Below are 25,365 nucleotides of genomic sequence, written 5' to 3' on the forward strand. Positions count from 1 at the left end.
AACAGACCATGGGGAAAGACCGCAAGGGAGCCTCGATGATCGAGATCTGGCCGGGAGACCCCTATCCGCTCGGGGCCACCTACGACGGCGCGGGCACGAACTTCTCGCTCTACACCGAGGTCGCGGACAAGGTGGAGCTGTGCCTGTTCGACGAGTCCAACGTCGAGTCGAGGGTGCCGCTGGCCGAGGTGGACGGGTTCATCTGGCACGGCTATCTGCCGGGGATCGGGCCGGGGCAGCGGTACGGCTACCGCATCCACGGTCCCTACGATCCGGCGCGCGGCCTGCGCTGCAATCCGTCGAAGGTGCTGCTCGACCCGTACGCCATGGCCATCGAGGGCGGCGTCGACTGGAACGAGGCGGTGTACGGCTACCGTTTCGGCCAGCCCGACACCAGGAACGACCTCGACTCCGCCCCTTACGTGCCGCGGTCGATCGTGATCAACCCGTTCTTCGGCTGGGGCCACGACCGCCCTCCCGCGACGCCGTACCACGACACCGTGATCTACGAGGCGCACGTGCGCGGGCTGACGATCAGCCACCCGAAGATCCCGCGGCACCTGCGCGGCACGTACGCGGCGCTCGGCCATCCGGAGATCCTCGATCATCTGACCAAGCTGGGCGTGACGGCGCTGGAACTGATGCCGGTGCACCAGTTCGTCACCGATCACATCCTTGAGCAGCGCGGGCTGTCCAACTACTGGGGTTACAACTCGATCGGCTTCTTCGCCCCGCACAACCGCTATTCCAGCCAGGGGCAGCGGGGCGGTCAGGTGCTGGAGTTCAAGGCGATGGTGCGCTCGCTGCACGAAGCGGGCATCGAGGTCATTCTCGACGTCGTCTACAACCACACCGCCGAGGGCAACCACCTCGGGCCGACGCTGGGGTTCAGGGGGATCGACAACCTCAACTACTACCGGCTGGTCGAGAACGACAAGCGGTACTACGTGGACACCACGGGCACCGGCAACAGCCTGCTCATGCGCTCGCCGCACGTCCTGCAGATGATCATGGACTCGCTGCGCTACTGGGTCATCGAGATGCACGTCGACGGGTTCAGGTTCGACCTGGCCTCGACGCTGGCCAGGGAGCTGCACGAGGTCGACCGGCTGAGCGCCTTCTTCGACCTGGTGCAGCAGGACCCGGTGCTGTCGCAGGTCAAGCTGATCGCCGAGCCGTGGGACGTCGGGCCGGGCGGCTACCAGGTCGGCAACTTCCCCTCGCGGTGGACGGAGTGGAACGGCCGCTACCGCGACACGATCCGCGACCTGTGGCGGGGGCAGGCGGCCACGCTGCCCGAGTTCGGCTCCCGGTTCACCGGGTCGAGCGACCTCTACAAGGACGACAGCCGCCGCCCCGCCGCCTCGATCAACTTCGTGACCTGCCACGACGGCTTCACGCTGCAGGATCTGGTCTCGTACAACAACAAGCACAACGAGGCCAACAAGGAGGGCAACCGCGACGGCACCGACGACAACAGGTCCTGGAACTGCGGGGAGGAGGGCCCCGCCGGCATCGCCATCGAGTCGCTGCGCGAGCAGCAGAAACGTAACTTCCTCACCACGCTGTTCCTGTCGCAGGGCGTGCCGATGCTCTCCCACGGCGACGAGCTCGGGCGCACGCAGCGCGGCAACAACAACGGCTACTGCCAGGACAACGATCTGACCTGGGTGGACTGGTCGGACATCAGGGAGAACTGGCTGCTGCTGGAGTTCACCCAGAGCCTGGCCGAGCTGAGAAAGAAACATCCCGTCTTCCGGCGTAGAAGGTTCTTCTATGGCAAACCGGTGCGTGGGCTGAACGACATCGCGTGGCTCACCCCGTCCGGCGAAGAGATGACCGACAGCGACTGGAACGTGGGCTACGCCAAGTCGCTGGCCGTCTTCCTCAACGGCGACGCCATCACCGAACCCGACCGGCGTGGCCGGCCGATCCGGGACGACTCCTTCCTGCTGCTGTTCAACGCCCACTACGACACGATCAAGTTCACGATCCCCAAGGACTACGGCGAGATGTGGCACACCGAGATCGACACGGCCATGCCGATCAAGCTCGACGTGCGGATGATCAAGGCGGGCGAGGGCATCGCGGTGCCCGGCCGCAGCGTACGGGTGCTGCGCCGTGTCTAGACCCGTCTCCACCTACCGGGTCCAGCTCACCCCCGACTTCGGTTTCGCCCAGGTGGCCGAGATCGCCGGCTACCTGCGCGACCTGGGCGTGAGCCACGTCTATCTGTCTCCGATCCTCCAGGCGACGCCGGAGTCGCGGCACGGCTACGACGTCACCGACCACTCCCGGATCAGAGACGAGTTCGGCGGGGCCACCGGGTTCAGGGAGATGGCCCAGCAACTCGCCGCCCACGATCTGGGCATCGTGGTGGACATCGTGCCCAACCACATGAACACGGTGAACGCCCAGTTCTGGTCGGTGCTCAAGGACGGCCCCGGCTCGCCGTACGCCAAGTGGTTCGACATCGACTGGCAGGACGGGAAGGTCGCGCTGCCCGTGCTCGGCGACGACACCGAGCCCGTCGTCGACGGCGACGTGCTGCGTTACCACGAGCACGCCTACCCCCACCCCGGCCACTATCGCCTGGTCGACTGGCGCGAAGGGCCCGGCTACCGGCGCTTCTTCGACGTGTCGTCGCTGATCGGGCTGCGGGTCGAGGACCCGTCGGTGTTCTTCGCCACCCACGAGGTGATCTTCTGGCTGCTCGACGAGGGGCTGGTGGACGGTCTGCGCGTCGATCACCCCGACGGCCTGGCCGATCCGCGCGGCTACCTCCAGCGGCTGCGCGAGCGCACGGGCGGCGCCTGGACGGTCGTCGAGAAGATCCTCATCGGCCCCGAACGGCTGCCCGGCGACTGGGCCTGCGACGGCACCTCCGGCTACGAGGTGCTCAACCGCGTCAACGGCCTCTTCGTCGACCCCGCCGGAAAAGAGCCGCTGGTCCGCCTTTTTGCCGACATGACCGGACAACCCGCCGAATACCGGCCGGTGATGGAACAGTCGAAGACGGACGTGCTCGACCTGTTCTTCGGCGCCGAGATCGACCGCCTCGCCCGGGCGACCTCCTGCGACCCCGCCGCCGTGCGCGAACTGCTCGCCGCCATGCCGGTCTACCGGGCGTACGTGGTGCCCGGCGAGCCGCCTCCCCCCGAGTCGGCCGAGATCGTCGAACTGGCCGCCGAATCCTGCTCGCCCGCCGTCCGCCCGCTGGTCCGCGAAGTGCTGCACGGCTCGCCGGAGGCCGTCGTCCGCTTCCAGCAGTCGTGCGGTCCCGTCATGGCCAAGGGTGTGGAGGACACGGCGCTCTACCGGTGGTTCCCGCTGGCCTGCCTGAACGAGGTCGGCGGTGAGCCCGACGTCTTCGGCACCAGCGTGGCCGACTTCCACGCCTTCTGCGAGGAGATGCCTCCGTACTCGATGACCACCCTGTCCACCCACGACACCAAGCGCTCGGAGGACGTGCGGGCCCGGCTGTCGGTGCTGTCGGAGATCCCCGGCGAATGGGCGGCGCAGGTGGAGGAGTGGTCGGCGCAGGTGAGCTTCGACCCGCACCTCGACCATCTGGCCTGGCAGAACCTCATGGCCGCCTGGCCGATCTCGGCCGACCGATTCACCGACTATCTGCTCAAAGCGGCCCGCGAGGCCAAGACCGCCATTTCCTGGGTGCATCCTGATCCCTCCTACGAACGCCGCCTGAGATCCTTCGCCGAGGCTGCCGTACGCCTGCCGATCGGCGGTTTCACCGAACGCATCGACCCGTACGCGATGTCCAACTCACTCGGGGCCAAGCTGGTGCAGTTGATGATGCCGGGGGTGCCGGACGTGTACCAGGGCAACGAGACGACGGACTTCTCCCTGGTCGACCCGGACAACCGCCGGCCGGTGACGTATCCCCGCAAACCGGAGACGTCATGGGACTCGGCCAAACTCCTGGTCACCACGCAAGCCCTGCGCCTGCGCCGCAGACTCGGGGCCGCGGCACCGTACCTCCCGCTACAGGCGGAAGGCGAACGCGCCGCCCACGTCATCGCCTTCGCCCGCACCGACCCCGTCCCCTCCACCCACCCGGCCGCGGCCGTCCCCGCCGGCACTGGTGCTGATGAGGATGCCGAGGCCGGTCTCGGCGGGACCCCCGGTTCGGGTGCGCCGTGGTCCAGGGGTGATGGGACCACCCACACCTGGCCGCAAACCAGCTCCAGCGGCACCGTCCGCGCCAACGCTGTGGTGACCGCGCCCAGCTCGGGCGCGGGACCGTCGGCAGCCACAGGGACTTCGGCGGGTTGGGGCGTGGGGGCTCCTACGGGTTCGGGTGAAGAAACCCCGCTCGGTTCGGCTGAGGGGAGCTTGATCGGATCGAGTGCGGCGACGTCGGCTGGTCCGGATGGGGAGACACCTGGCGGTTCGGGGGTGGAGGCTTCGGCCGGTGCGGGAGTAGGGAGGCCGGCCAGTCTGGGTGAAGGGGGTTCTGCCGAGCCGGGCATGGGGACATCAGCCGGTCCGGGTACGAGCGGTTCGGTGGAATGGGGTGTTGGGGGCGGGGCCGGGGTGCGGGCGCGGGCGGTTGTTGTGGCTACCCGGCTTCCCGTACGGCTGGCCGCGACGGGATGGGGAGCCACGACGTTGACGCTGCCGCCGGGCACGTGGCGGGATCTGCTCACCGGCGGCCTCTACACCGGGCGGATTCCGCTCGGGCACCTGCTCGGTCAGTATCCGGTCTCACTGCTGGAGAGACATGATCTTTGAGGTCTGGGCACCGAAGGCGACCGTGGTCGAAGTGGACGTCCTGGGCGGGCGAAGGGCGATGTCGGCCGGGGAAGGGGGTTGGTGGACGGCGGAGGTGGACGGTGCGGGACACGGCACCCGGTACGGGTTCGTGGTGGACGGCGACGGGCCGTACCCGGATCCGCGGTCGCGGCGCCAGCCGGACGGCATCTTCGGATCGAGCGCGGTGTACGACCACGCCCGCTTCACCTGGTCCGACCACGACTGGAAGGGCCGCGACCTGCGCGGGGCGGTGATCTACGAGCTGCATGTCGGCACCTTCACCTCGGAGGGGACGTTCGTCGCGGCCATCGAGAAGCTGCCGCATCTGGTCGAGCTCTGCGTGGACTTCGTGGAGGTCATGCCGGTCGCGCCGGTGCCGGGCGGGCGTAACTGGGGATACGACGGCGTGGACCTCTACGCCGTGAACGAGACGTACGGCGGCCCCGACGGGCTCAAGTCGTTCGTGGACGCCTGTCATCGAGCCGGGATCGGGGTCATCCTGGACGTCGTCTACAACCACCTGGGACCGTCGGGGAACTTCCTCCGGCCGTTCGGCCCCTACTTCGCCGGATATGACGGCAGCTACTGGGGCGAAGCGGTCAACCTGGACGGGCCGGACTCCGACGAGGTGCGGCGCTACTTCATCGGCAACGCGCAGCAGTGGCTGCGCGACTTCCACATCGACGGGCTGCGGCTCGACGCCGTCCACGCGCTGCACGACAGACGCGCCACGCACCTGCTGGCCGAGCTGGCCCAGGAGGTGGACGCGCTGGCCTGCTCGGTGGGCCGGCCGTTGTCGCTGATCGCCGAGTCCGACCTCAACGACCCGCGCATGGTGCGCTCGCTCGACGCCGGCGGGCTGGGCATGACGGCGCAGTGGAACGACGATGTGCACCACGCCCTGCACTGCGCGGTCAGCGGCGAGAGCCATGGCTACTACCAGGACTTCACCCAGCTCACGGCACTGGCCAAGGTGCTGACGAGCGGAGTGCTGCACGACGGGACCTATTCCAGCTTCCGGGCTCGTGCGCATGGCGGCTCCTTCGACGGAGTGGCCGGTCACCGGCTGGTGGCCTGCCTGCAGAATCACGACCAGATCGGCAACAGGCCCGTCGGTGACCGGCTGCCCATCCCCGCGCTCAAGATCGGCGCCGGGCTGCTGCTGACCTCGCCCTTCACGCCGATGCTGTTCATGGGGGAGGAATGGGGGGCGCGAACGCCCTTCCTGTTCTTCTCCGACCACGTCGAACCGGAACTGCGGGAGAGCGAGGGGACACGGCGGGAACGCGAATTCGACGGCTTCGGGTACGTCTGGGAGGCGCCGAACCCCTCGGACGAGGAGAGCTTCCTGCGCTCCAAGCTGGACTGGACCGAGGTGAAGGAGGAGGAACACTGGTCGCTGCTGTGCTGGTATCGCGACCTGATCGCACTCCGCAAGGCCCTGCCCGAACTGTCGGACCCCAGGCTGGACCGGGTCCGGGTCGAGGTCGATCCGGGGGGTAGGTGGCTGCTGATGTGGAGGGGTGAACTGGCGGTCGCGGTGAACTTCTCCCAGGAGTCGGCGACGTTGCCGCTCCCGCCCGGGACGGTCCTCCTGACCTCGGACGAACCGGTGTCGGCGGATGGGGACGGGCTGCGGCTTCCCGCCCAGTCCTTGGTGATCAGCCGGCCGGGTGCTTCCTGACCCATTCGGGGTGCGGTGCCGGGCATGGGCGGTCCCGCGCGTGGCACGGGTGATCGGGCGTTCGGCGCGGGTGGTCCCGCGTTGGGCGTGCGTGGTCGGGTGTACGGCGTGCGTGGTCCTGTCGGCGGCATGGGTGGTTCCACCCTCGGTAGATGTGGTGCTGTGTCCGGCATGGGTGGTTCGGCTCGGTGTGCGTGGTCCCGCCTTGGGCGAGCGTGGTTTCGTCCGCGTTACGTGTGGTGCCGTGTCCGGTACGGGTGGTTCGGTGATCGGCCTGCGTGGTCCGGCGTTGGACGTGGGTGGTCGGTGCTAGGCGTGGAGCTCCCGGAGTACGGCATGCATGATTTCGCGATGGGCGTGCGTGGTCTCGCCCACGACCTGCGTAGTTCCGCGCTCGGTTCGTGCGGTCACGTGTCCGGTATGGGGCAGTTCGGTGTGCGTGGTTCGGGTGTTGGGCGTGGGTGGCCCGGCGTATGGCAGGCGTGGATTCGCGTGGGGCGTGCGTGGTCATGCCCTTGACATGCGTGGTTTTGCCTGCGGTACGTGGGGTCCCATGCCTGGTGCGGGTGGTTCGTGTTCGGCGTGGGTGGTCTCGTGCGTTGCGCCGACCCCGGCACCATCGACTTCACCCGTGGCAGGTGCGCGCGGCCGACGCATGGGGAGGTGGGCTTCATGCGGCCAGGAGCTTGGAAGGCTCGGGTGGGTGGCAGTCGATGGAGGTCAGGGTTGTGTGGTGGGTGGCCTGCCGGGCGCAGAGCCAATCGTTCAGGGAGCCGGTGAAGCCCGAAGGTGGGCCGACCTTGAGGCAACTGACCCGGTCTGAGCCTGGGGTGGGGCCGATCTTCAGGCGGCGGATGCTGCCGGTGCGGCCGAGTTCGCCTGCGTCCGCGTCGTACGGTGTCAGTCGCACTCCGAAGGGGAGGCCACCGTCCGGCTGGTCGGAGGGTTGGATGCGGAGGTAGTCGTCGATCTTGCGGTCTCTGGCGTCCGGGTGCGCGGCCAGATGGGACAGGTGATCGGTCAGTAGGCGACCGGCCACCGTGCGCAGGAGGTTGGTGGCGCACAGGCTGTGGGCGCAGGCGGCGCCGTCGATGGTGATCTCAGGGAGGGCGAAGCGGCGCAGGCCCAGGGACGTGACGCGCAGGCAGCCGCAGACACCCAGGTCGTCCGGGTCCCACGGCGGGCATGTGGCGGCGTCGTGGACCTGGGCGTCCCAGGACAGCCAGTCGTCGTCGAGACTGAAGCCGGCGGGCTCGCCCGGACATCTGCCGCACGTGAGAAGGGTGGAGCTGGTCAGCGGGTCGATCAGCAACCCGTCGCACTCGCGGGCCAGCGCCCGCGCCGCGGCCCGGGCGACCTGGACGGTGGTGGGGAGTTTGTGCGGGGGTGCGGTCGAGGAGATCACGACGTGATGTCGGGTGCGGCGCAGCCGGTGTCTCTCGTCGTCGGTGAGGGCGGTGCCGATCGGTCTCCACGGGGTCGGGTGGTGGGTCACGGTCAGTGTGCCGTTGTTCGTCGAGCTGATGGCAGACCGTCTGAAGGTGCTGCCGATGCGCCAGGGCACGAATGACTTCACGTCGAAGGGGACGTGCTCCATGGCGACGATGAAGAGGGAGGTGATGATGTTGGGGAGGGGGATGGCGATCTTCATGTGAGCGGTACCTCCGGCGTGTGCATGGTGGGTGTGATTGTTGGGTGTGGTTGGTGTGTTGGGGCGTGGGTCGGCGTTCCTACCAGAGCTGGGGGGGAGGTGGGAGTTGGCCGGGGTTTGTGCCGAGTTGGGGTGGGGTTCGAGGCCGAGCTCGGGGGCGTGTCGGGAGAGGCGCGGCGATCGGGTGGAGTTAGGGCCGAGGGCGAGTGTCGGGTTCGGACGGTTGCGGGTGTGTTCGGATGCTTTCGCGTCCGGGTTCTAGATGGATTCGGGTGGTTTCGCGCCCGGGTTCTGGGCCGGGTTCGGGTCGTTCGGCGCTTGGGTTTTGAGCGGGGTTCGGGTGGTTGTGGGTGCGGCTCGGAGCGGGGCTTGTGACAGATTGAGGTGGGGTTCGGACCGACGTTCGTGCCAGATTTGCGAGGGATTCGGCAGGGGCTCGTGGCGGATTTGGGTGGGGTGGACCTGGGGTCGGGTTGATGCGGGTGGGTTCGAGCCCGGGTTTCGGGCCGGGTTCAGGTGGATTTGCGTGCGGGTTTGGTGGGGGCGGGCTGGGTTCGGGTCGGAGTGAGGTGCGGTTCGATCTCGGGCTCGGATGGGGTCCGTGCCGGGCTGGGTGGGATTCGTGACGGGAAGAGTTCGGACCGGGGTTCGTGCTTCGGGCTGAGGCGGGGTGTGGCTGGGTGGAGTAGCCGTGGTTCGTGCTGGGCTGAGGTGCGGTTCGTGCCGGGGGAGTTCGGCCGGGTTCGTGTGTCGTGCTGGGACGGGGTGTGGCTGGGTGGAGGGGCCGTGGTTCGTGCTGGGTTGAGGTGGGGTTCGTGCCGGGGGAGTTCGGACCGGTATTCGTGTGTCGGGCTGGGGCGGAGTTCGGGCTGGGCGGAGTGGTCGGGTTCGTGTGTCGGACTGTGGGGGAGGCCGGGGCTGGGTGGAGTTCGCGTTCGGGTACGGGTGGGGTTCGTGTTGGTTGAGGGCGGGTTGTTGGGAGGCACCCAGGATCGAGGGTGAGGGCAGGAGTGCGGGGAGCCGAACGCGGTTCTGTGGATGGTGTTGGGTTATCCACAGGTAGCTGGCCGACTCGGGGTTTTTGGGATGGGTTGTCGCGTGTTGGCTTGGCTGGTCTTTGAGGGGCCCGTCGTGCATGTTCTGCAGGTCGAGTCACTGCAGGCGATCGGTGTGCGGGATCGAGGGGGCCTCGACTGCCATGTCCGCCTCTGGGACCTCGACCAGGGTTGTCCCTGGATCCGGCCGGGGTCACCGCACCGCCGGACGTTCACCGCGGCCCGCCTCCAGCGCCCGCTGCTGTGGCGACCTGGCCGCGGGTATTGAGGCGCCTCGGGATTCGCGTGCGCCGCTTGTGTGTCGCCGCTGAGCCGATGGGCGTAGGTGCTCGGGAGAAAGCGGGCGGATCGGCTCGGTGCCGCGTGATCTCGGCTGTGTGCGCACCTGCCGGTGCCTGCGTGCCGCGGGTCACAGGGGTACCGACCGGTTCCGGCAGTGGCATCGGCCGCAGCAGCCGCCGCGCTTGTTCCAGGGCGGTACGGCTAGCGGCTAGATCGCGTCATCGGTGGAGCGCCGCCGGGTGTTGAGCACGGGCAGCGGGTTGGTGGTGATCAGATTGGCCGTCAGGGCGCGATTTGGGCACCTCGCCTCTCAGCGGGATCGCATCCGGTCATGGTCGCTAGACCGACGGAATCAGAGTTGAGGGCGGGACGGCGATTTGTGAGCGGCACAGCTAAGCCGTGCTGGGCGGCGCAGTGGAGTCGGTGTTGGACGGCGGCGTTAAGCGGATGGGAACTGCGGAGTGGCGATGACGTCGTGCGCTGCGGTCTTTTGACGTCAGTTGGTATTTAGCCATGTTCATGAAAGAACGGCTGCATTCTGCGCCCGAAGGTGGGGCACAGAATGCAGCCGTTCAATTAGCGGTGTCGGCTAACAGAGCCACCTTCGCGCGGACTCTATGGGGCCGACCGGCGTCCTGGCCAGTGTGTAGTAGTTACCGGCGCCGCTGCTGCTGCAGTAGGCGTATGCGGTGACGGGGCTGCTGCCATGGGGGCAGCAGCCTGCAAGGGTGTCGGGTAGAAATGGCACGTCTTTCCAGATCTCCACCGTGACGGCTTGGAAGCCGCAGCCGCCGATTCCGGTGATGATGTCTCCGTTCTGGCCCGGAGGATAGGCGTACGGCTGGTACCCGTTGCAGTCAGCCGCGACCGAGACGGTCGATTCCGTCGGTGCGGCCGATGCCGTCGAGGCCCAGGGCATGAGGAATCCCAGTGCCATGGCGAGAACCGTGAGAGTTCGCCGTAACCGCATTCTTTTCTCCCGTCGAGAACTTCGCTGCGTTGGTGTTGACGCCCCCCTCGCATGATTCTGGTGAGCTGGTGGATCGGCGGCTATCCGCTATCCGCCGGCGTTCGGCCGCTCAAGGGATTGACGGAATCAGAGCGGACTGTTAGACCCCGGCGGAGAGTGAGGGCCGGGCGGGGCTGTGGTTTTCCGCAGGAGGAGTGGGTGGGGTGCCTCATTCTGGGGACCGCCCCGTGCTCCCTAGCGTGGGGCCCCATGATGCAGACGATGATGAGCGTGCTGATGGCCGTGACCGTCGCCACGGGCGGTCAGGCTGCGGCCGGGGCGGAGAAGGCCGTGGTCGGGGTGCGGCCCGAGATGGAGAAGATCGTGGCGGGGAAGGGCGCGACGGCCGTACTGGCGCGGATCTCCGAAGGAGACAGGAGCGGGGGCGGACGGCGGAGCTGGTCCGGGGCCGTGGGCGTGCGGGACGTCAAGAGCGGTGGCCGGCCGTCGGCTGCCGGATATTTCAGGATCGGTAGCGTGACGAAGACGTTCGTGGCGACCGTGGTGCTGCAGCTCGTGGACGAGGGCAAGGTACGGCTCGACGACCCCATCGAACGGCACCTGCCGGGCCTCGTGCCGGGCGGTGCGGGCATCACGGTCCGCGCGCTGCTCAACCACTCCAGCCACCTGTACGACTACATGAGCGAGCCGGGCTATTCGACCAACCGGTGGCGCGGCGACGCGCGGTTCCGTTCGTACAAGCCGGGCGAACTGCTCAAGGTGGCCTTCGCGAAGGAGCTGCCCGACGACGGGGAATGGCACTATTCCAACACCAACTACGTGGTGCTCGGGCTGCTGGTGGGCAAGCTGACGGGGCGGTCCTACGGCGAAGAGGTCGAACGGCGCATTCTGCGTCCGCTGAAACTGCGGCACACGGTGGTGCCGGGCGACCGGGCCGGGGTGCCGTCGCCGCACGCCAAGGGGTACGAGCCGATGCCCCGGCTGGTGGACGCGACCCGGATGAATCCCTCCCTCGACTGGGCGGCCGGAGAGATGATCTCGACGACGGCGGACCTGGAGCGGTTCATGTCGGCGCTGCTGGGCGGCAAGCTGACCAGTGCCGCGTCGCTGCGCGCGATGAAGACGACCGTCAAGACGAAGGCCGGGTTCGCCTACGGGCTGGGGTTGCAGGCCTACCCGCTGCCGTGCGGGACCGTGTGGGGGCACAGCGGGGAGCTGATCGGGTACATGACGTTCGCCTTCCGCTCCGACGCCGGCAGGTCGATGGTCCTGTCGATCAACCCCTCGACCAGGAACCCGTCCACCGAGGAGGTCATGGGCATCGCGGCCAAGGCCCTCTGCGGGAGGAGTTGAGGGCCGAAGGAAGGCGCCGGTTCCCTGTCCACGAGGCGGGGCGCGGGTCTTTCCGGTGCCGGGGTGCGGGTTCCTCCTGTGTGTGGACGCGGGACTCTCTCGTTCGGAGACGCGGACGGGTGCGGGTCGAGACGCGCCCCGGAAAGGTCAGCGGCTCAGGATGCGGCGCAGGGCCTGCTCCAGCGTGTTCACCGGATCGGCGACGGCGTCCTTGGACCGCCACGCCACATACCCGTCCGGCCGCACCAGTACGGCGCCGCCCCCGCCCACCCCGTACCGCTCCTGGAAACGCCCGTGCACGTCCATCAGCTCGTCGTCCACCAGCAGCCGCGTGAGCCGCACCCCGAGCCGCTCCTTGACCAGCCGCCCCGCCTCCACCCACCCTTGGCCGGCGGGCGTCGCGGCCATGAGGACGAAGCCGGAGCCGAACAGGTCGACGGTGGAGATGCGCTGCCCGTCCCAGTCGAGCTCCACGTGCGGCGCCCGGCTGCCGGGACGCCCGTCGGGCACGCGCGGGTCCTCGAGGATGGAGCCGTCGTCGCCGGGCTCGTCGAGGATCGCGGTGGAGTGGTAGCGCAGGCCGAGCAGCAGTCCGACCGGGTCCTCCAGCGGCTCCGGATAGCCCACGCGGGCCGCGGGCGGCATGCGTACGCCGAGGTTGGCGAGCTGCGCGTCGGCGGTCAGCGTGCCGGCGGGACGGCGTTCGGCGTCATAGGTGTCCAGGAACTGCTCCCCGGCCTGTTCCGTCAGCACCAGCCACAGCCGCCAGGCTAGGTCACACCCGTCCTGGAGCGCCGTGCTGCCGCCCTGCCCGCCGGTGGGCGGCATCGTGTGGGCGGCGTCTCCGGCCAGGAACACCCGCCCCGCCCGGTACGTCCGCGCGAGCACGTGCCCGATGTCGAACGTGGCCTTGTCCAGCACCCGTACGCCCAGCTCCGGCCGGGCGACGGCCAAGCGGACGAGGTCGACGCAGCGTTCGGTGGTGAAGTCGGCCGCGCTCTCGCCCTCGGCGAGATTGACGCCGAGCACGTGGGCCCCGACTCCCGTGCCGGTCACGATCACGCCGGTGAAGACGTCGTTCTGCAGGTACCAGAGCGTCACCTCCCGCTCGTTGACCAGCCCGGACAGGTCGGCGTCGAACATGATCGAGCACATCTGCCCCAGCGTGCCCTTGCCGGTGGTGGGCACGCCGAGGGACTCGCGCAGCGGGCTGCGCCAGCCGTCGGCGGCGATCACGTAGTCGGCGCGGACGAGCCGGTCGCCGTCGCGCGAGCGGATGAGGGCCGTCACCCCGTCGTCGTCCTGCTCCAGCGAGATGAGCTCGGTGGAGAAGCGCAAATCGGCGCCCAGTTCCTCGGCCTTGACGCGGAGCAGGCGCTCGATCTCGGACTGGGGCGCGCCCACCATGGCGACGGGGGTGAGCTCGCGCATGAAGGCCAGCTCCTCCTTCTCGTCGCCCATGATCATGTGCGGTTCCGGGTCGGCCAGGTCGCGGGCGATCGCGATGCGCATGTTGTCGCCGATGCCGGCCCAGACGCCGGTCAGCTCCTCCTCGATCCCCGGTACGGGACGCAGCAGCTCAAGCGCGCGCGGCCCCACGCCGAACGCCTTGGGCTGGACGGATGTGCCCGGATGCCGTTCGACCAGCATGACGGGTACGTCGCGCCAGGCCAGCAGGGTCGCGGCGCTCAGGCCGGCGTATCCGGCGCCGACCACCAGGACCGGCACTCGCTCTTGCTCCATGGAAAACACCTCCGGGAACGCGTACTATCGCGTTATCGACCGTTCGACACGATATGTCGCGTCTGCGGAGACAGTCAAGATATATCGCGAAAGAGGAGAGTTCCGTACGGCGCGAAAAACCGCCCGGACGGCCCGGGCCGTCGGCACAGGCCGCCCGCCGGAGATCTCTAGGAGAGGTGGCGTTCCAGGGACTCGAGCTTGGAGGTCATCCCGTCCGAGACCCCTTGACGCAGATCGGCCTTCAGTACGAGGCTCACCCGCGGCGCGACCTCGCCCACGGCGTCCACGGCGCGCTTGACCACGTCCATGACCTCGTCCCACTCGCCCTCGACGGTGGTGAACATGGCGTCGGTGCGGTTCGGCAACCCGCTGTCACGGACGACCTTGACGGCGCGGGCGACCGGCTCGGCGACCCCTTCGCCGACGCCCAGCGGGGTGATGGAGAATGCGACGATCATCGGAGAACCTCTCGGTTGACGAAGGTTCTGATCTTAGACAACAGGCGAAGAACGACCGGCGAACAGCGAAAAGCCACGACGCCTGACAACGTCGTGGCCACCGCTCAACCTCAGGCGTGCTCGTGCTCGTCTTCCTCTTCGTCGCTCGGCTCCTCGGCCGGCTCGACGCCGAGAACGGCCTCGCGGGGCTCGATCTCGCTGATGTGGTCGACGAGAGCGAGCACGTGGTCCGGCTCGATCAGCCACTGCAGCGCGGAGGCCCCGGAGTCGTCGGACGAGACCAGTTCGGCCTGCTCGGTCCGCTCCTCCTCGGTGAGGTCGGAGTCGGGGTGCCGGATCTCGGCCAGCGCCGCGGCCTGCAGCGCGTCCATGTCGAGCACCTCGACGGTCAGTTCGACCGTCAGGCGCAGGAACTTCGATTCATCACTCATGGCGACGATGCTAGGGCAGCTTCCACTCGACAGGCGCCGCGCCTTGCTGGATGAGCAGCTCATTGGCCCGGCTGAACGGCCGCGAGCCGAAGAAGCCGCTGCGCGCCGACAGGGGGGAGGGGTGGGCGGACTCGACCCGCGGCACGTCGCCGAGCATGGGCGCCAGGTTGCGCGCGTCGCGGCCCCACAGGATCGCCACCATCGGCTTGTTACGCGCCACCAGGGCGTGGATGGCCTGCTCGGTGACCTGTTCCCAGCCCTTGCCGCGGTGGGAGGCGGGCTTGCCGGGCATGACGGTGAGCACCCTGTTGAGCAGCAGCACGCCCTGGTCGGCCCACGGCGTCAGGTCGCCGTTCGCCGGCCTGGGCAGGCCGAGGTCGGTCTCCATCTCCTTGTAGATGTTGACCAGGCTGCCCGGCAGCGGCCGCACGTCGGGGGCCACCGAGAACGACAGCCCGACGGGGTGGCCGGGCGTGGGATAGGGATCCTGGCCCACGATCAGCACCTTGACCTCGTCGAAGGGCTGGTTGAACGCGCGCAGCACGTTCGCGCCCGCGGGAAGGTACTGTCTGCCTTCGGCGATTTCCTTGCGCAGGAACTCGCCCATCAGGGAGATCTGCTCGGATACGGGCTCGAGCGCGCGAGCCCATCCGGCTTCGACGACTTCATTCAGTGGACGACCGGCCATGGCCGTTGAGCTTAGCCAGGTCTGGTACGGCTCGTCCCCCAAACGTCGGGGCGAGCCGTACCAGAATGATCACGAGGCGGCGGGCTACTTCACCGAGCCGGACATCATGCCCTGGACGAAGTACCGCTGGAACGCGAAGAACAGGACCAGCGGAATGATCAGCGACATGAACGCACCGGACGAGAGAATGTCCACGTTCGACCCGAACTGCCGCATCTGAGACTGCAGATACTTGGTCATCGGCTGGTTGCCGGTGTCGGCGAAGACCAACGCGATGAGCATGTCGTTCCACACCCACAGGAACTGGAAGATGCCCAGCGAGGCGATGGCCGGCTTGCCCAGCGGGAAGACCACCGAGGCGAAGATCTTCCACTCCGAGGCGCCGTCCATGCGCGCCGCCTCCAGCAGCGACGACGGGATGCCGACGAAGAAGTTACGCAGCAGGAAGATCGCGAACGGAAGCCCGAACGCCACGTGGAACAGCACCACGCCGGGGATCGAGCCGAAGATGCCGGCGCCGCCGTAGAGGGAGGCGACGGGGATCAGCGCGATCTGGATCGGCACGATCAGCAGTCCGACGACGATGAGGAACGAGGTGTCGCGGCCGGGGAAGTCCATCCAGGCGAACGCGTACGCCGCCATGGCCGCGATGCCGATCACCAGGACCGTGGTCGGCACGGTGATCAGCACGGTGTTCCAGAACGAGGCGGTGAAGCCGCTGCCCAGCAGGTTGGCGTAGTTCTGGATGGTCAGCTCGGCCGGCTTGGTGAAGATCGTCCACCAGCCCTCGGCGCTGTTGACCTGGTTGGTCCGCATCGAGACGACCAGCAGGCCGAGCGTGGGCACCAGCCAGAACAGGCCGAGCAGCACCATGATCACCTGGACCGCGCCGCTGCCGATGCGATCGACGATCTTGCTGGCCAGGCTCCTGCGCGGCGCCCCGGCCTCCAGCCCCTTCGGAGCCGTAGCGGTTGCCGTGGTCACGTGTCTTCCCTCCTGAACCTGCGGATGTTCATGATCATGAAGGGAAGGACCAGAATGAGCAGGAAGATGGCCAGCGCACTGCCCAGTCCCTGGTTTCCGCCGCCGCCGAACGACACGCGCCACATCTCCAGCGCGACCACGTTCGCCTGTGGCTGCACCGAGGACGGGGCGATGATGAAGACCAGGTCGAACACCTTCAGGGTATTGATGATCATCGTCACGAAGACGACGAGCAGGACCGGCGACAGCAGCGGCACGGTGATCTTGCGGAACACCTGCCACTCCGTGGCGCCGTCGATGCGGGCCGCCTCCAGGGCGTCACGCGGGATCGCCGCCAGGCCGGCCGCGATCAGCACCATGGCGAACCCGGCCCACACCCAGACGAACGCGCCGATGATGGCAGGGGTGATGAGCGCCGGGCCGAGCCAGGTCAGACCGCCGTACGAGGCCTCGAAGTTCGACTGCGGCAGCCGTACGACGTAGGACCCGGGAGCCAGGCCGTCGAAGCGGAACGAGCCGTTCTCCGCGGTCGTGGCGGTCGCCGCGACCTGGCCGTTCTGCACCGCCTCGACGGTCATGCCGGGCAGGCCCTTCTCGGTGCCGTCGATCGCGCCGCTCTGGCCGCCGCCACCCGGTGTGAAGTCGAACCAGACGGTGCCGGACAGCCCGTCGCCCGCCGGAGCCTGCGCGGCCTGCGCGTTGGACGGCATGACGTCCGGCTTGACGCCGACGATCGGGATCAGCACCGGCCGGCCCGCCTGGGCGGGCTGCTTGGTGACGACGCCACCGTCCTGGGCGGCCACCTGGGACTGGTCGCCCTCACGCGGGCGCGCCTCGGGGTAGCCCTGCGAGGAGGAGAACGTGTCGTGGACGGTGGTGAGGATGGCGTTGGCCAGGCCCTTGTCCGGGTTCTCCTCGTAGACGAGGCGGAAGATGACGCCGGCGGCCATCAGCGAGACGGCCATCGGCATGAACACGATCAGCTTGAACGCCGTCGCCCACCTGATCCGCTCGGTCAGCACCGCGAAGATCAGGCCCAGCGTGGTGACGATGATCGGCGCGACGACGACCCAGATGAGGTTGTTGCGGATCGTGGTGAGCATGCCCGCATCGCTGAAGATCGTGGCGTAGTTGCCCAGCCCCACGAATCCGGTGCCCACCGAGTCGAACAGGCTCCGGAAGATGGAGAAGACGATCGGATAGATCACCCAGATGCCCAGCAGCAGCGCCGCGGGCAGGAGGAAGAAGATGGCGACCGTCGGCGAGGGGCCTAGGCGTGTTCTCTTGCGGGGGGTATCAGCCGGTCCGGTGGGGGGCTCGCCCGCGGCCTCCGCCGCGGGCGAGTCCTGCCGGCCGTCCAACCGTTCGGTCACGGCCTTACCTCTTTACTTCCAGGCCTTCTTGGCCTCGGCTTCGAGCGCGTCCTGCGTGCCCTTGACGTCGGTGGGGTTGCGCAGGAAGTCCTGCAGCACCTTCCACTCGCCCTTGCCGTCGGTGCCACCGAAGGCGCTGGGGGCCAGGTCCGACATGTCGTAGCGGACGGCGTCGCCGGCCGAGACGATCGTCTGGCCGAGCTGCTTGGTCAGCTCGTCGGGGTAGTTGTCGGGGGAGACGTTCTTGTTGGGCGACAGGTAGCCGGGCAGCTTGGCCCAGATCTCGCCGCCTTCCTTGGAGGCCAGGAACTGCACCAGCGCCATGGCGCCGGGGGAGTCCTTCATGGCCACCGCGACGTCGCCGCCGAGCACGACGGGGGCGGTGTCACCGGCCTTGGGGAACGGGAAGTACTTCGCCTCCTCGCCGAGCTTGGCGCCCGACTGCACGGCCTCGACGGCCACGAAGTCGGCCTCGATCACCATGGCGGCCTTCTTGGTGCTGTAGACGTCGTTCACGCAGGTGGGGAAGTCGGTCTGGAGCGCGCCCGACGAGCCGCCCGCGACGAACTCCTTCTTGCCCGCGATCTGCGCGATCTTCTCCAGCGCGGTCTTCACGCTCGGGTCGGTCCACGGGATCTCGTGCTTGGAGAGCTTGTCGTAGTTCTCCGGGCCCGCGGTGGACAGGTAGACGTTCTCGAAGAGGTCGGTCAGCGTCCAGCCGGAGGCGCCGCAGAGCGAGAACGGCGCGGTGCCGGAGTCGGCCAGGGTCTGCGCCGACTTCACCAGCTCGTCCCAGGTGGTGGCCGGCTGCACGCCCGCCTCCTCGAAGGCCGACGAGCGGTACCAGACCAGCGACTTGTGCGCCGCCTTGATCAGCACGCCGTAGACCTGCCCGTCGACGGAGCCGAGCTCCTTCCAGTACGGGGTGTAGTTGGCGTCGATCTCCTTGGTGACGTCGGCGGACAGCGGCTTGAGCGCCTTCTGCTCCGCGTACTGCTGCACCAGGCCCGGCTGCGGCAGGATCGCCACGTCCGGCGGGTTGTTGCCCTGGATGCGCGGGCCCAGGTAGGCGCCCGTGTCCTCGCCGGTGGAGGCGTAGGTGACCTCGGCGCCGGTCTTGTCGGCGAAAGCCTTGAGCACCTGCTCGAAGTTCTTCTGCTCCGCCCCGGTCCACTTGGCGGCGACTTCGAGCTTCACACCCTGGAGCGTCTTGTCGCCTCCGCCGGTGGCGGGCGCCGACGCAGACGCGGTGGGCTCGGTGGTCGTCGGCGCGTTACCGCAGGCGGCGACGGCTACCGCGAGCCCGGCCAGGATCGCTGCTGCTCTGCCTTTTCGCATGGCTTGCCTCACTGGGTTCTGATGATCTCTTCGAGTTCTGACTTCATGGAGGCCGCGACGTCGTCGGCGGACTCCGGAGAGGGGTTGCCCAGCGCCTTGGCGACCGAACTGGCGATCACCAGGCTGAGCTGGTTGTAGTTGGCGCTCACCGGCCGCGCCCTGGCGGCGAGGATGCTCTCCTTGAGGACGGGCAGGTAGGGGAAACGCTTGATGAGCTCGGGGTCGTCGTAGAGCTCGGTCCACACGGGCGGGAACGAGCCCTCGGTGAGGACCCGGCGCTCGTTCTCCAGGCTCGTGAAGTAGCGGATGAACTCCTGGGCGGTGTGCTGGTGCTTGGAGTAGGCGCTGATGGCGAGGTTCGCGCCGCCCAGCGTGCTGGAACCGGGGCCGTTGAGACCGGGCAGCCGGGTCACGCCCAGCTTGCGGCCCAGCTCGGCCTTGGCCGGTCCGTACGCGTGCGGCCAGTTCCTGGCGAAGGCCAGCCGGCCCTCCTGGAAGGCCAGGCGCGACTCCTCCTCCTTGTAGCTCAGCGACTCCTTGGGGATCCAGCCCTCGCGCAACCCCTGGAGCAGGAAGTCGAGCGCGGTGCCGCCCTTGACGGGGTCGAGGGTGACCTCGGTTCCGTCCTGGCTGACGATCTGCCCGCCGGCCGACTGCACGGCCTCGGAGAAGTTGACCGTGAGCCCCTCGTAGGCAAGAAACTGCCCCGCATAGCCCCCTATGTTGTGCTTTTTCGTGATTTGTCGGGATTGGTGGCGAAGCTCGGCCCACGTTCTGGGCGGCTTGCGCACCAGGTCCGTCCGGTAGTAGAGCAACCCGGCGTTGCTCGTGTACGGGACGGCCCAGAGCTTGTTCTTGTAGATCGCCGTCTCCACGACGGGCGGCAGGAACCTGTCGAGCGGGAACAACCCGCGCTCCAGGGGGATGATCCAGCCGTTCTCCGCGAATTCGGCGGTCCACACGACGTCGAGCCCCAGCACGTCGTAGCGGCTGCTGCGGGCCTGGAGGTTGGCCCCGATCTGGGCGCGCTGCTCGTCGGCGGCCTCGGGCAGCTCCAGCAGCGTCACCTTCTCGGCCGGGTGGGCCTGGTTCCAGCGATCCAGCAGGGGTTGCAGGTACGCCGTGGTGTCGCGTCCGGTGGCGAACGTGATCGGGCCTGTGCCGCCCGTCCCGGTCTCGCCGCCGCCCTCGTCGCCCGTCGCCGCGCATCCGGCCGCCAGGGCGACGGCCAGCAGCACCGGCAGCGAGCGAAGCACTGTTACCTCCGCATTGGGATCGGTTTACATACGTGTTAGGTAGATGCATTCATGTTATGCACACCTGTAATCTGTAGGTCAACGGATAACTCTGTAACGCGTACGTAACATGAGCGGGGAGGTGGAGCGGTGCGGCCGCACCTGCTGGCACTTCTGGCGAAGGAGCCGGCTCATGGCTACGAGCTGAAACAGGCCCTGGAGCAGACCTTCGGCAGCGCCTATCCCTCCCCCAACATCGGTCAGATATACGTCACCCTCGGCCGGCTGGAGAAGGACGGTCTGATCAGGGTGGTCGACGTCGAGCAGTCCAACCGGCCCAACAAGAAGGTCTACTATCTGACCGCCAAGGGTCGTGAGGTGCTCGAAGCCTGGGTCGACGAGCCGACCGAGGGTCCGAGGGTGCGTGACGAGTTCTTCATGAAGCTCGTGCTCGCCCCGCTCACCGGCATCGCCGACCGGATGGCGCTGATCAGCCGGCAGCGCCGCCACTATCTGTCGCTCATGAGCGACCTCAACGACATCCTGGCCCGTACGCCCGACACGGATCGGGTGGCGATGCTGCTCATCGAAGGGGCGATGTTGCACCTGCAGGCCGACCTTGACTGGCTGGAGCGATGCCAGGAGGATCTGGCATGAGCACGGTTGTGAAAACGGTCAATCTGGTCAAAATCTACCAGGATGGCGCGGTGCCCGTGCCTGCCGTGCGCGGAGTGGACCTCCAGGTCGAGCCGGGAGAGTTCGTCGCGATCATGGGCCCGTCCGGGTCGGGGAAGTCCACGCTCGTCCACATGCTGGGCGGGCTCGACACCAGGACCAGCGGCGAGATCTGGCTCGACGGCAAGCGGGTGGACACCCTCTCGGAGAGCGCCTGGGCGCTGCTGCGGCGCAAGCGCATCGGCTTCGTCTTCCAGTTCTTCAACCTGGTCGCCAACATGACGGTCGGCGACAACGTCGAGCTGCCCGCGCTGCTGTCCGGCGCCTCGCCCAAGGTCGCCCGCGAGCGCCGCGAGAGCCTGCTGGCCGCGCTCAACCTGACCGACCGGGCCGAGGCCGCGCCCGCCCAGCTCTCCGGCGGCGAGCAGCAGCGGGTGGCGTTGGCCAGGGCACTGGCCAACGAGCCCAGCCTGCTGCTGGCCGACGAGCCCACGGGCAACCTCGACAGCCGCAACACCCGCGACGTGCTCCGCCTGCTCGGCGAGGTGCACAAGGAGGGCCAGACGATCGTCATGGTCACCCACGACGCCCGCGTGGCGAGCCTGGCCGACCGGCTGGTGTCGCTGTTCGACGGGGAGATCGTGGACGACGGGCGCATCGCGCGCCGGCGTACCCGCACGGCCGGTGAAGTGATCGACCTCCGGTGAGCGCGTCTCTGGCGGGAAGCCGGTGGATCAGGGCCGACCTGCGGGCCAGGAAGGGCCAGGCGGTGCTGACCGTGCTGACCGTGGCCGGGATCGTCGCCGCGCTGATCACCGCGGCGACCCTGCTCGAAGACGGCACCAACCCGTGGCGCACCCTGTTCGCCCAGACCGACGGGGCCCACGTCTGGCTGCACACCAAGGACAGCCCCCAGGTGGCCCTGGGCGGCATCGACGGCGTCACCCAGACCGTGGGCCCGTACCGGTCGGCGCCCGTCACCGTGGCGCAGGACGGCAAGAAGGAGCCGGCCTCGCTGCGCGCGATGCCGGCCACCCCGCCGCAGGTGGCCCATCCCGTGGTGGCCGAGGGCCGGTGGCTCGACCCAGCCCAGCCCGACGGGGCCGTGGTCGAGCGCTCCTTCGCCGCCTCGCTGGGGCTGCGGATCGGCGCGTCGTTCACCATCATCGCGATCAGCGGCGAGCGCCACACCCTCTACGTACGCGGCATCGCCGACTCCGCCGACCAGGGCTTCTACCCCGAGTGGACGCCCGGCCTGGCCTACGTGCTGCCCATCATGCTCGACCGGATCGAGCCCATGCTCGGCCGCAGCGAGTGGGTGACCGGGCTGCGCCTGGCCGACCCCGAGGCGTCCCAGGTGGTCTCGCAGCGCGTGGTCGTCATGCTGGAGGACCGCCTCCAGCGCGTCTACACCTGGCGCGAGGTCAGAGCCGCCATGGAGCTGGACAACCGGCTGCTGGGCACCCTGCTCGCGCTGTTCGGCGTGGTCGGCCTGGTGGCCGCCGCGCTCGCGCTGGCCAACGCGGCCGGCGGCCGGGTGCTCGGCCAGTTGCGTGACCTGGCCACGCTCAAGTCGATGGGCTTCACCCGGGGCCAGATCGCGCTGCTGCTCCTGGTCGAGCACGGCGCCCTGGGCCTGCTGGGGGTGGCGATCGGCGCGCTGGCGGGCTGGGGCGTGATGGCGGCGATGCTCGGCGCGACCTCCGTGGCGCCCATCCCCGTGCTGGCCATCGTCGCGGGCACGGCCCTGACGGTGCTGGCCGCCGTCGGAGTGCCGGCGTTGCGGGGCGGGCGCACGCCGCCCATCCCCGACGTGCCCACCGCGCCGCCCAGGGGCCGCCTGTCCCGGCTGGCCCGGCTGGCCCTGCTCGTCCGCCTGCCTCCCGCCCTCGTGCTCGGCACCAGAGACGCCTTCACCCGGCGGGTGCCGGCCTTCCTGACCGCGTTCGGCCTGGCCGTGCCGATGATGATGATCACCATCGGGCTCGGCGTGTGGGCCACGCTGGACAACTTCCTGGCCCATCCCGAGCAGGTGGGCCAGCACGCCGGCCTCTATGCCAGGCCGGGCAAGATCGAGGCGGCCGAGGCCGAACGGCTCGTCAGGGCCGACAAGGACGTGGCCGCCGTCTATCCGGGCACCGACGTCAACGCGCTGGCCCCGGGCGAGGCCCGGTCGGTCAGGGTGCGGGCGATCGGCAGCTCGACGCAGCCGTACCCGTTCCCCGTGGTCGAGGGCCGCGAGTACGGCCGCCAGGGCGAGGCGGTGGCCGGCCAGGGCCTGCTGGACCTGTTAGGGGTCAGGATCGGTGACCGGGTGCGGCTCACCGTGGGCGGCACCCCGCTGATCGTCAGGATCGTCGGCAGGACCGTCGAGCCCGAGCAGGACGGCGAGGTGCTCTCGGTGGGGCTGGACAGCCTGGCGGCCAAGGACTCGGTGCCGCCGGAGTTCTACGCGCTGGCCCTCAAGCCGGGCGCCGACCCGTCGGAGGTGCGCGGCCGGCTGCTGGCGGAGTCGAAGGAGGGTCTGGACGTGCAGGCCGCGGTCAACCCGGCCGACCGGCTGGCGATCATCAGAGTGGTGATCGTGGCGCTGATCGCCGTGCTGACCCTCATCGGCCTGGCCAACCTGCTCACCGCCAGCGCGCTCGGCCTGCGCGACCACGCGTTCGACCTGGCCGTGCTCAAGGCCATGGGGCTGACCCCGCGACAGGTCATGGCCACGCTCGTGACCGGCACGGGCCTGCTGGTCGTGCTCGGCATCGGCGTGGGCGCCGCGGCCGGTGTCTCCGTCGTCACCGGCCTGATCGACCTTCAGGGCCACACCAGCGGGGTCGGCGCGGGCATCGGCCGCGCGCCGTCGCCGCTGACGGTGACTGTGACGGTGCTGGTGGCCGTGGGCACGGCGCTCGCGGTCGCGCTCATCCCGGCGCGCCGCGCGGCCCGTGCCCAGGTGCCCGTCACTTCTCGGTGAGGTTGTCCTCGGGCTTCTTCAACGCGAACCAGTAGAAGCCGTGCCCCGGCAGCGTCAGCAGGTAGGGCAGCTCCCCGATCGACGGGAAGGGCACCCCGCCCCGCGCCTCGACCGGCGTCATGCCCTCGAACCGGCGCAGGTCCAGCTCCACCGGCTGCGGGAACTTCGACAGGTTGTTGACGCACAACATCACGTCGTCGCGGTCCTCGCGCACGTAGGTGAGCACGCAGGGGTTGGACGACCACATCTCGGTGTACGCCCCGACGCCGAACACCGGGTGCCTGCGCCGGATCTCCAGCATCTTGCGGGTGAAGTGCAGCAGCGACCCCTCATGACGCTGCTGGGCCTCCACGTTGACCGCCTGGAACCCGTAGATCGGGTCCATGACCGCGGGCAGGTAGAGCCGCCCCGGGTCGGCGGAGGAGAACCCGGCGTTGCGGTCGGGGCTCCACTGCATCGGCGTGCGGACCGAGTCGCGGTCCTCCAGCCAGATGTTGTCGCCCATGCCGATCTCGTCGCCGTAGTAGATGATCGGCGAGCCCGGCAGCGACAGCAGCAGCGCGGTGAACAGCTCTATCCGGTCCCTGTCGTTGTCGAGCAGCGGGGCCAGCCGCCGGCGGATGCCCAGGTAGGCCCGCATCCGCGGGTCCTTGGCGTACTCCTTGTGCATGTAGTCGCGCTCTTCCTCGGTCACCGTCTCGAGCGTGAGCTCGTCGTGGTTACGCAGGAAGATGCCCCACTGCGCGTGCTCGGGCAGCTTGGGGGTGAGCGACATGATCTCGGAGATCGGCTCCCTGGTCTCCTTCTTCACCGCCATGTAGATGCGCGGCATCAGCGGGAAGTGGAAGGCCATGTGGCACTCGTCGCCCCCGGTGGTGGGGTCGCCGAAGTACTCGACCACGTCCTCCGGCCAGCCGTTGGCCTCCGCCAGCAGCACCCGGTCGGGGTAGAGGCGGTCGACCTCGGAGCGCACCTTCTTCAGGTACGCGTGCGTCTCCGGCAGCCCGGAACAGGCCGTGCCCTCCCGCTCGAACAGATAGGGCACCGCGTCCAGCCGGAAGCCGTCGATGCCGAGGTCCAGCCAGAACCGCAGCACCTCCAGCATGGCCTCCTGCACCGCCGGGTTGTCATAGTTCAGATCCGGCTGGTGGTGGAAGAAACGGTGCCAGTAGTACTGCTTGCGCACCGGGTCGTAGGTCCAGTTGGACTCCTCGGCGCCGATGAAGATGATCGGCGCGTCGGGATAGCCACCAGGATGGTCCGACCACACGTAGAAGTCGCCGTACGGCCCTTCGGGGTCGTGCCGGGACGCCTGGAACCAGGGGTGCCGGTCACTGGTGTGGTTCATCACGAGGTCGGTGATGATCCGCAGGCCGCGCTCGTGCGCCGCCTCGATCAGCTGCACGAAGTCCCCCAGGTCCCCGAAGTCCGGGAGGATCTTCATGTAGTCCGAGATGTCATATCCGCCGTCGCGCAGCGGGGACTCGTACAGCGGCAGCAACCACAGGCAGTCCACGCCGAGCCACTCGAGATAGCCGAGCTTCTCGATGAGGCCGCGCAGGTCGCCGGTGCCGTCGCCGTTGGAGTCCTTGAACCCCCGGACGAGAACCTCGTAGAACACCGCCCGCTTGTACCAGGCTGGATCCTCCGAGACGAAGGCCTCGGAGATCGGCTCTGATATTGGGGATGCGTTGATCATTA

18 protein-coding genes are annotated in these 25,365 nt (G+C 68.7%); 7 read left to right on the top strand and 11 right to left on the bottom strand.

All coding sequences use genetic code 11. The features are described from left to right. The first annotated feature begins 35 nt into the window (after positions 1-35). From glgX to treZ, 3 genes are read left to right on the top strand one after another with little or no spacing between them, the layout of a single operon-like run. Positions 36-2,129, top strand: coding sequence for a glycogen debranching protein GlgX (glgX, locus tag B0I32_RS38375; RefSeq protein ID WP_106248381.1), 2,094 nt, complete (start codon positions 36-38; stop codon positions 2,127-2,129). Then, complete coding sequence (gene treY / locus B0I32_RS38380) at positions 2,122-4,752, top strand: malto-oligosyltrehalose synthase (protein ID WP_245956290.1); 2,631 nt, start codon at positions 2,122-2,124, stop codon at positions 4,750-4,752. The genes glgX and treY overlap by 8 nt, the downstream gene beginning before the upstream one ends. Further along, positions 4,742-6,457 carry a malto-oligosyltrehalose trehalohydrolase gene (gene treZ / locus B0I32_RS38390; RefSeq protein ID WP_106248114.1) on the top strand — a complete coding sequence of 572 codons (1,716 nt, stop codon included), beginning with the start codon at positions 4,742-4,744 and terminating at the stop codon, positions 6,455-6,457. The genes treY and treZ overlap by 11 nt, the downstream gene beginning before the upstream one ends. 670 nt (positions 6,458-7,127) lie before the next feature. Here the strand turns inward: treZ and B0I32_RS38395 are convergent. After that, positions 7,128-8,108, bottom strand: coding sequence for a hypothetical protein (locus tag B0I32_RS38395; protein WP_106248116.1), 981 nt, complete (start codon positions 8,106-8,108; stop codon positions 7,128-7,130). Positions 8,109-10,034: 1,926 nt separating this feature from the next. Continuing rightward, positions 10,035-10,382, bottom strand: a complete 348-nt coding sequence (locus B0I32_RS56825) for a hypothetical protein (RefSeq protein ID WP_146178474.1) — start codon at positions 10,380-10,382, stop codon at positions 10,035-10,037. Positions 10,383-10,664: 282 nt separating this feature from the next. Between B0I32_RS56825 and B0I32_RS38400 the strand changes: the two genes are divergently transcribed. Beyond that, positions 10,665-11,768 (top strand): serine hydrolase domain-containing protein, encoded by a 1,104-nt coding sequence (locus B0I32_RS38400; protein WP_245956291.1) that lies wholly within the window; start codon positions 10,665-10,667, stop codon positions 11,766-11,768. 147 nt (positions 11,769-11,915) lie between these two features. On the opposite strand, the gene B0I32_RS38405 is transcribed toward B0I32_RS38400, so the two are convergent. From B0I32_RS38405 to B0I32_RS38440, 8 genes are all read right to left on the bottom strand, one after another. Beyond that, complete coding sequence (locus B0I32_RS38405) at positions 11,916-13,511, bottom strand: FAD-dependent monooxygenase (RefSeq protein WP_106248118.1); 1,596 nt, start codon at positions 13,509-13,511, stop codon at positions 11,916-11,918. 167 nt (positions 13,512-13,678) lie between these two features. After that, positions 13,679-13,969: an MTH1187 family thiamine-binding protein gene (locus B0I32_RS38410; RefSeq protein ID WP_106248119.1), complete on the bottom strand. Its 291-nt coding sequence runs from the start codon at positions 13,967-13,969 to the stop codon at positions 13,679-13,681. A gap of 110 nt (positions 13,970-14,079) precedes the next feature. After that, positions 14,080-14,400 (bottom strand): hypothetical protein, encoded by a 321-nt coding sequence (locus tag B0I32_RS38415; RefSeq protein ID WP_106248121.1) that lies wholly within the window; start codon positions 14,398-14,400, stop codon positions 14,080-14,082. Between the two features lie 10 nt (positions 14,401-14,410). Next, a complete protein-coding gene (locus B0I32_RS38420; RefSeq protein ID WP_106248123.1) occupies positions 14,411-15,088 on the bottom strand; it encodes a uracil-DNA glycosylase in 678 nt (225 codons plus the stop codon). A gap of 84 nt (positions 15,089-15,172) precedes the next feature. Beyond that, the gene (locus B0I32_RS38425; protein WP_106248125.1) at positions 15,173-16,072 is read right to left on the bottom strand and encodes a carbohydrate ABC transporter permease; all 900 of its coding nucleotides are present in this window, start codon (positions 16,070-16,072) and stop codon (positions 15,173-15,175) included. Further along, a complete protein-coding gene (locus tag B0I32_RS38430) occupies positions 16,069-17,445 on the bottom strand; it encodes an ABC transporter permease (RefSeq protein ID WP_106248126.1) in 1,377 nt (458 codons plus the stop codon). Before B0I32_RS38430 ends, B0I32_RS38425 begins: the two co-directional genes overlap by 4 nt. 12 nt (positions 17,446-17,457) lie before the next feature. Next, positions 17,458-18,783 carry an ABC transporter substrate-binding protein gene (locus tag B0I32_RS38435; protein WP_106248128.1) on the bottom strand — a complete coding sequence of 442 codons (1,326 nt, stop codon included), beginning with the start codon at positions 18,781-18,783 and terminating at the stop codon, positions 17,458-17,460. A gap of 8 nt (positions 18,784-18,791) precedes the next feature. Next, on the bottom strand, positions 18,792-20,039 hold the full coding sequence (locus B0I32_RS38440) for an ABC transporter substrate-binding protein (RefSeq protein ID WP_245956292.1): 1,248 nt from the start codon (positions 20,037-20,039) through the stop codon (positions 18,792-18,794). Between the two features lie 129 nt (positions 20,040-20,168). On the opposite strand from B0I32_RS38440, the gene B0I32_RS38445 reads away from it, so the two are divergent. The 3 genes from B0I32_RS38445 to B0I32_RS38455 are packed head-to-tail and all read left to right on the top strand — an operon-like array spanning position 20,169 to position 23,664. After that, positions 20,169-20,675 carry a PadR family transcriptional regulator gene (locus B0I32_RS38445; protein WP_106248129.1) on the top strand — a complete coding sequence of 169 codons (507 nt, stop codon included), beginning with the start codon at positions 20,169-20,171 and terminating at the stop codon, positions 20,673-20,675. Further along, a complete protein-coding gene (locus tag B0I32_RS38450) occupies positions 20,672-21,400 on the top strand; it encodes an ABC transporter ATP-binding protein (protein WP_106248131.1) in 729 nt (242 codons plus the stop codon). The genes B0I32_RS38445 and B0I32_RS38450 overlap by 4 nt, the downstream gene beginning before the upstream one ends. After that, entirely contained in the window at positions 21,397-23,664 is a 2,268-nt protein-coding gene (locus B0I32_RS38455; RefSeq protein ID WP_106248132.1) for an ABC transporter permease, read from the top strand. The genes B0I32_RS38450 and B0I32_RS38455 overlap by 4 nt, the downstream gene beginning before the upstream one ends. On the opposite strand, the gene treS is transcribed toward B0I32_RS38455, so the two are convergent. Further along, on the bottom strand, positions 23,651-25,363 hold the full coding sequence (treS, locus tag B0I32_RS38460; RefSeq protein WP_106248134.1) for a maltose alpha-D-glucosyltransferase: 1,713 nt from the start codon (positions 25,361-25,363) through the stop codon (positions 23,651-23,653). The genes B0I32_RS38455 and treS overlap by 14 nt on opposite strands. Positions 25,364-25,365: the final 2 nt, after the last annotated feature.

The sequence above is a fragment of the Nonomuraea fuscirosea genome, from assembly GCF_003001935.1.
GTDB lineage: Bacteria > Actinomycetota > Actinomycetes > Streptosporangiales > Streptosporangiaceae > Nonomuraea > Nonomuraea fuscirosea.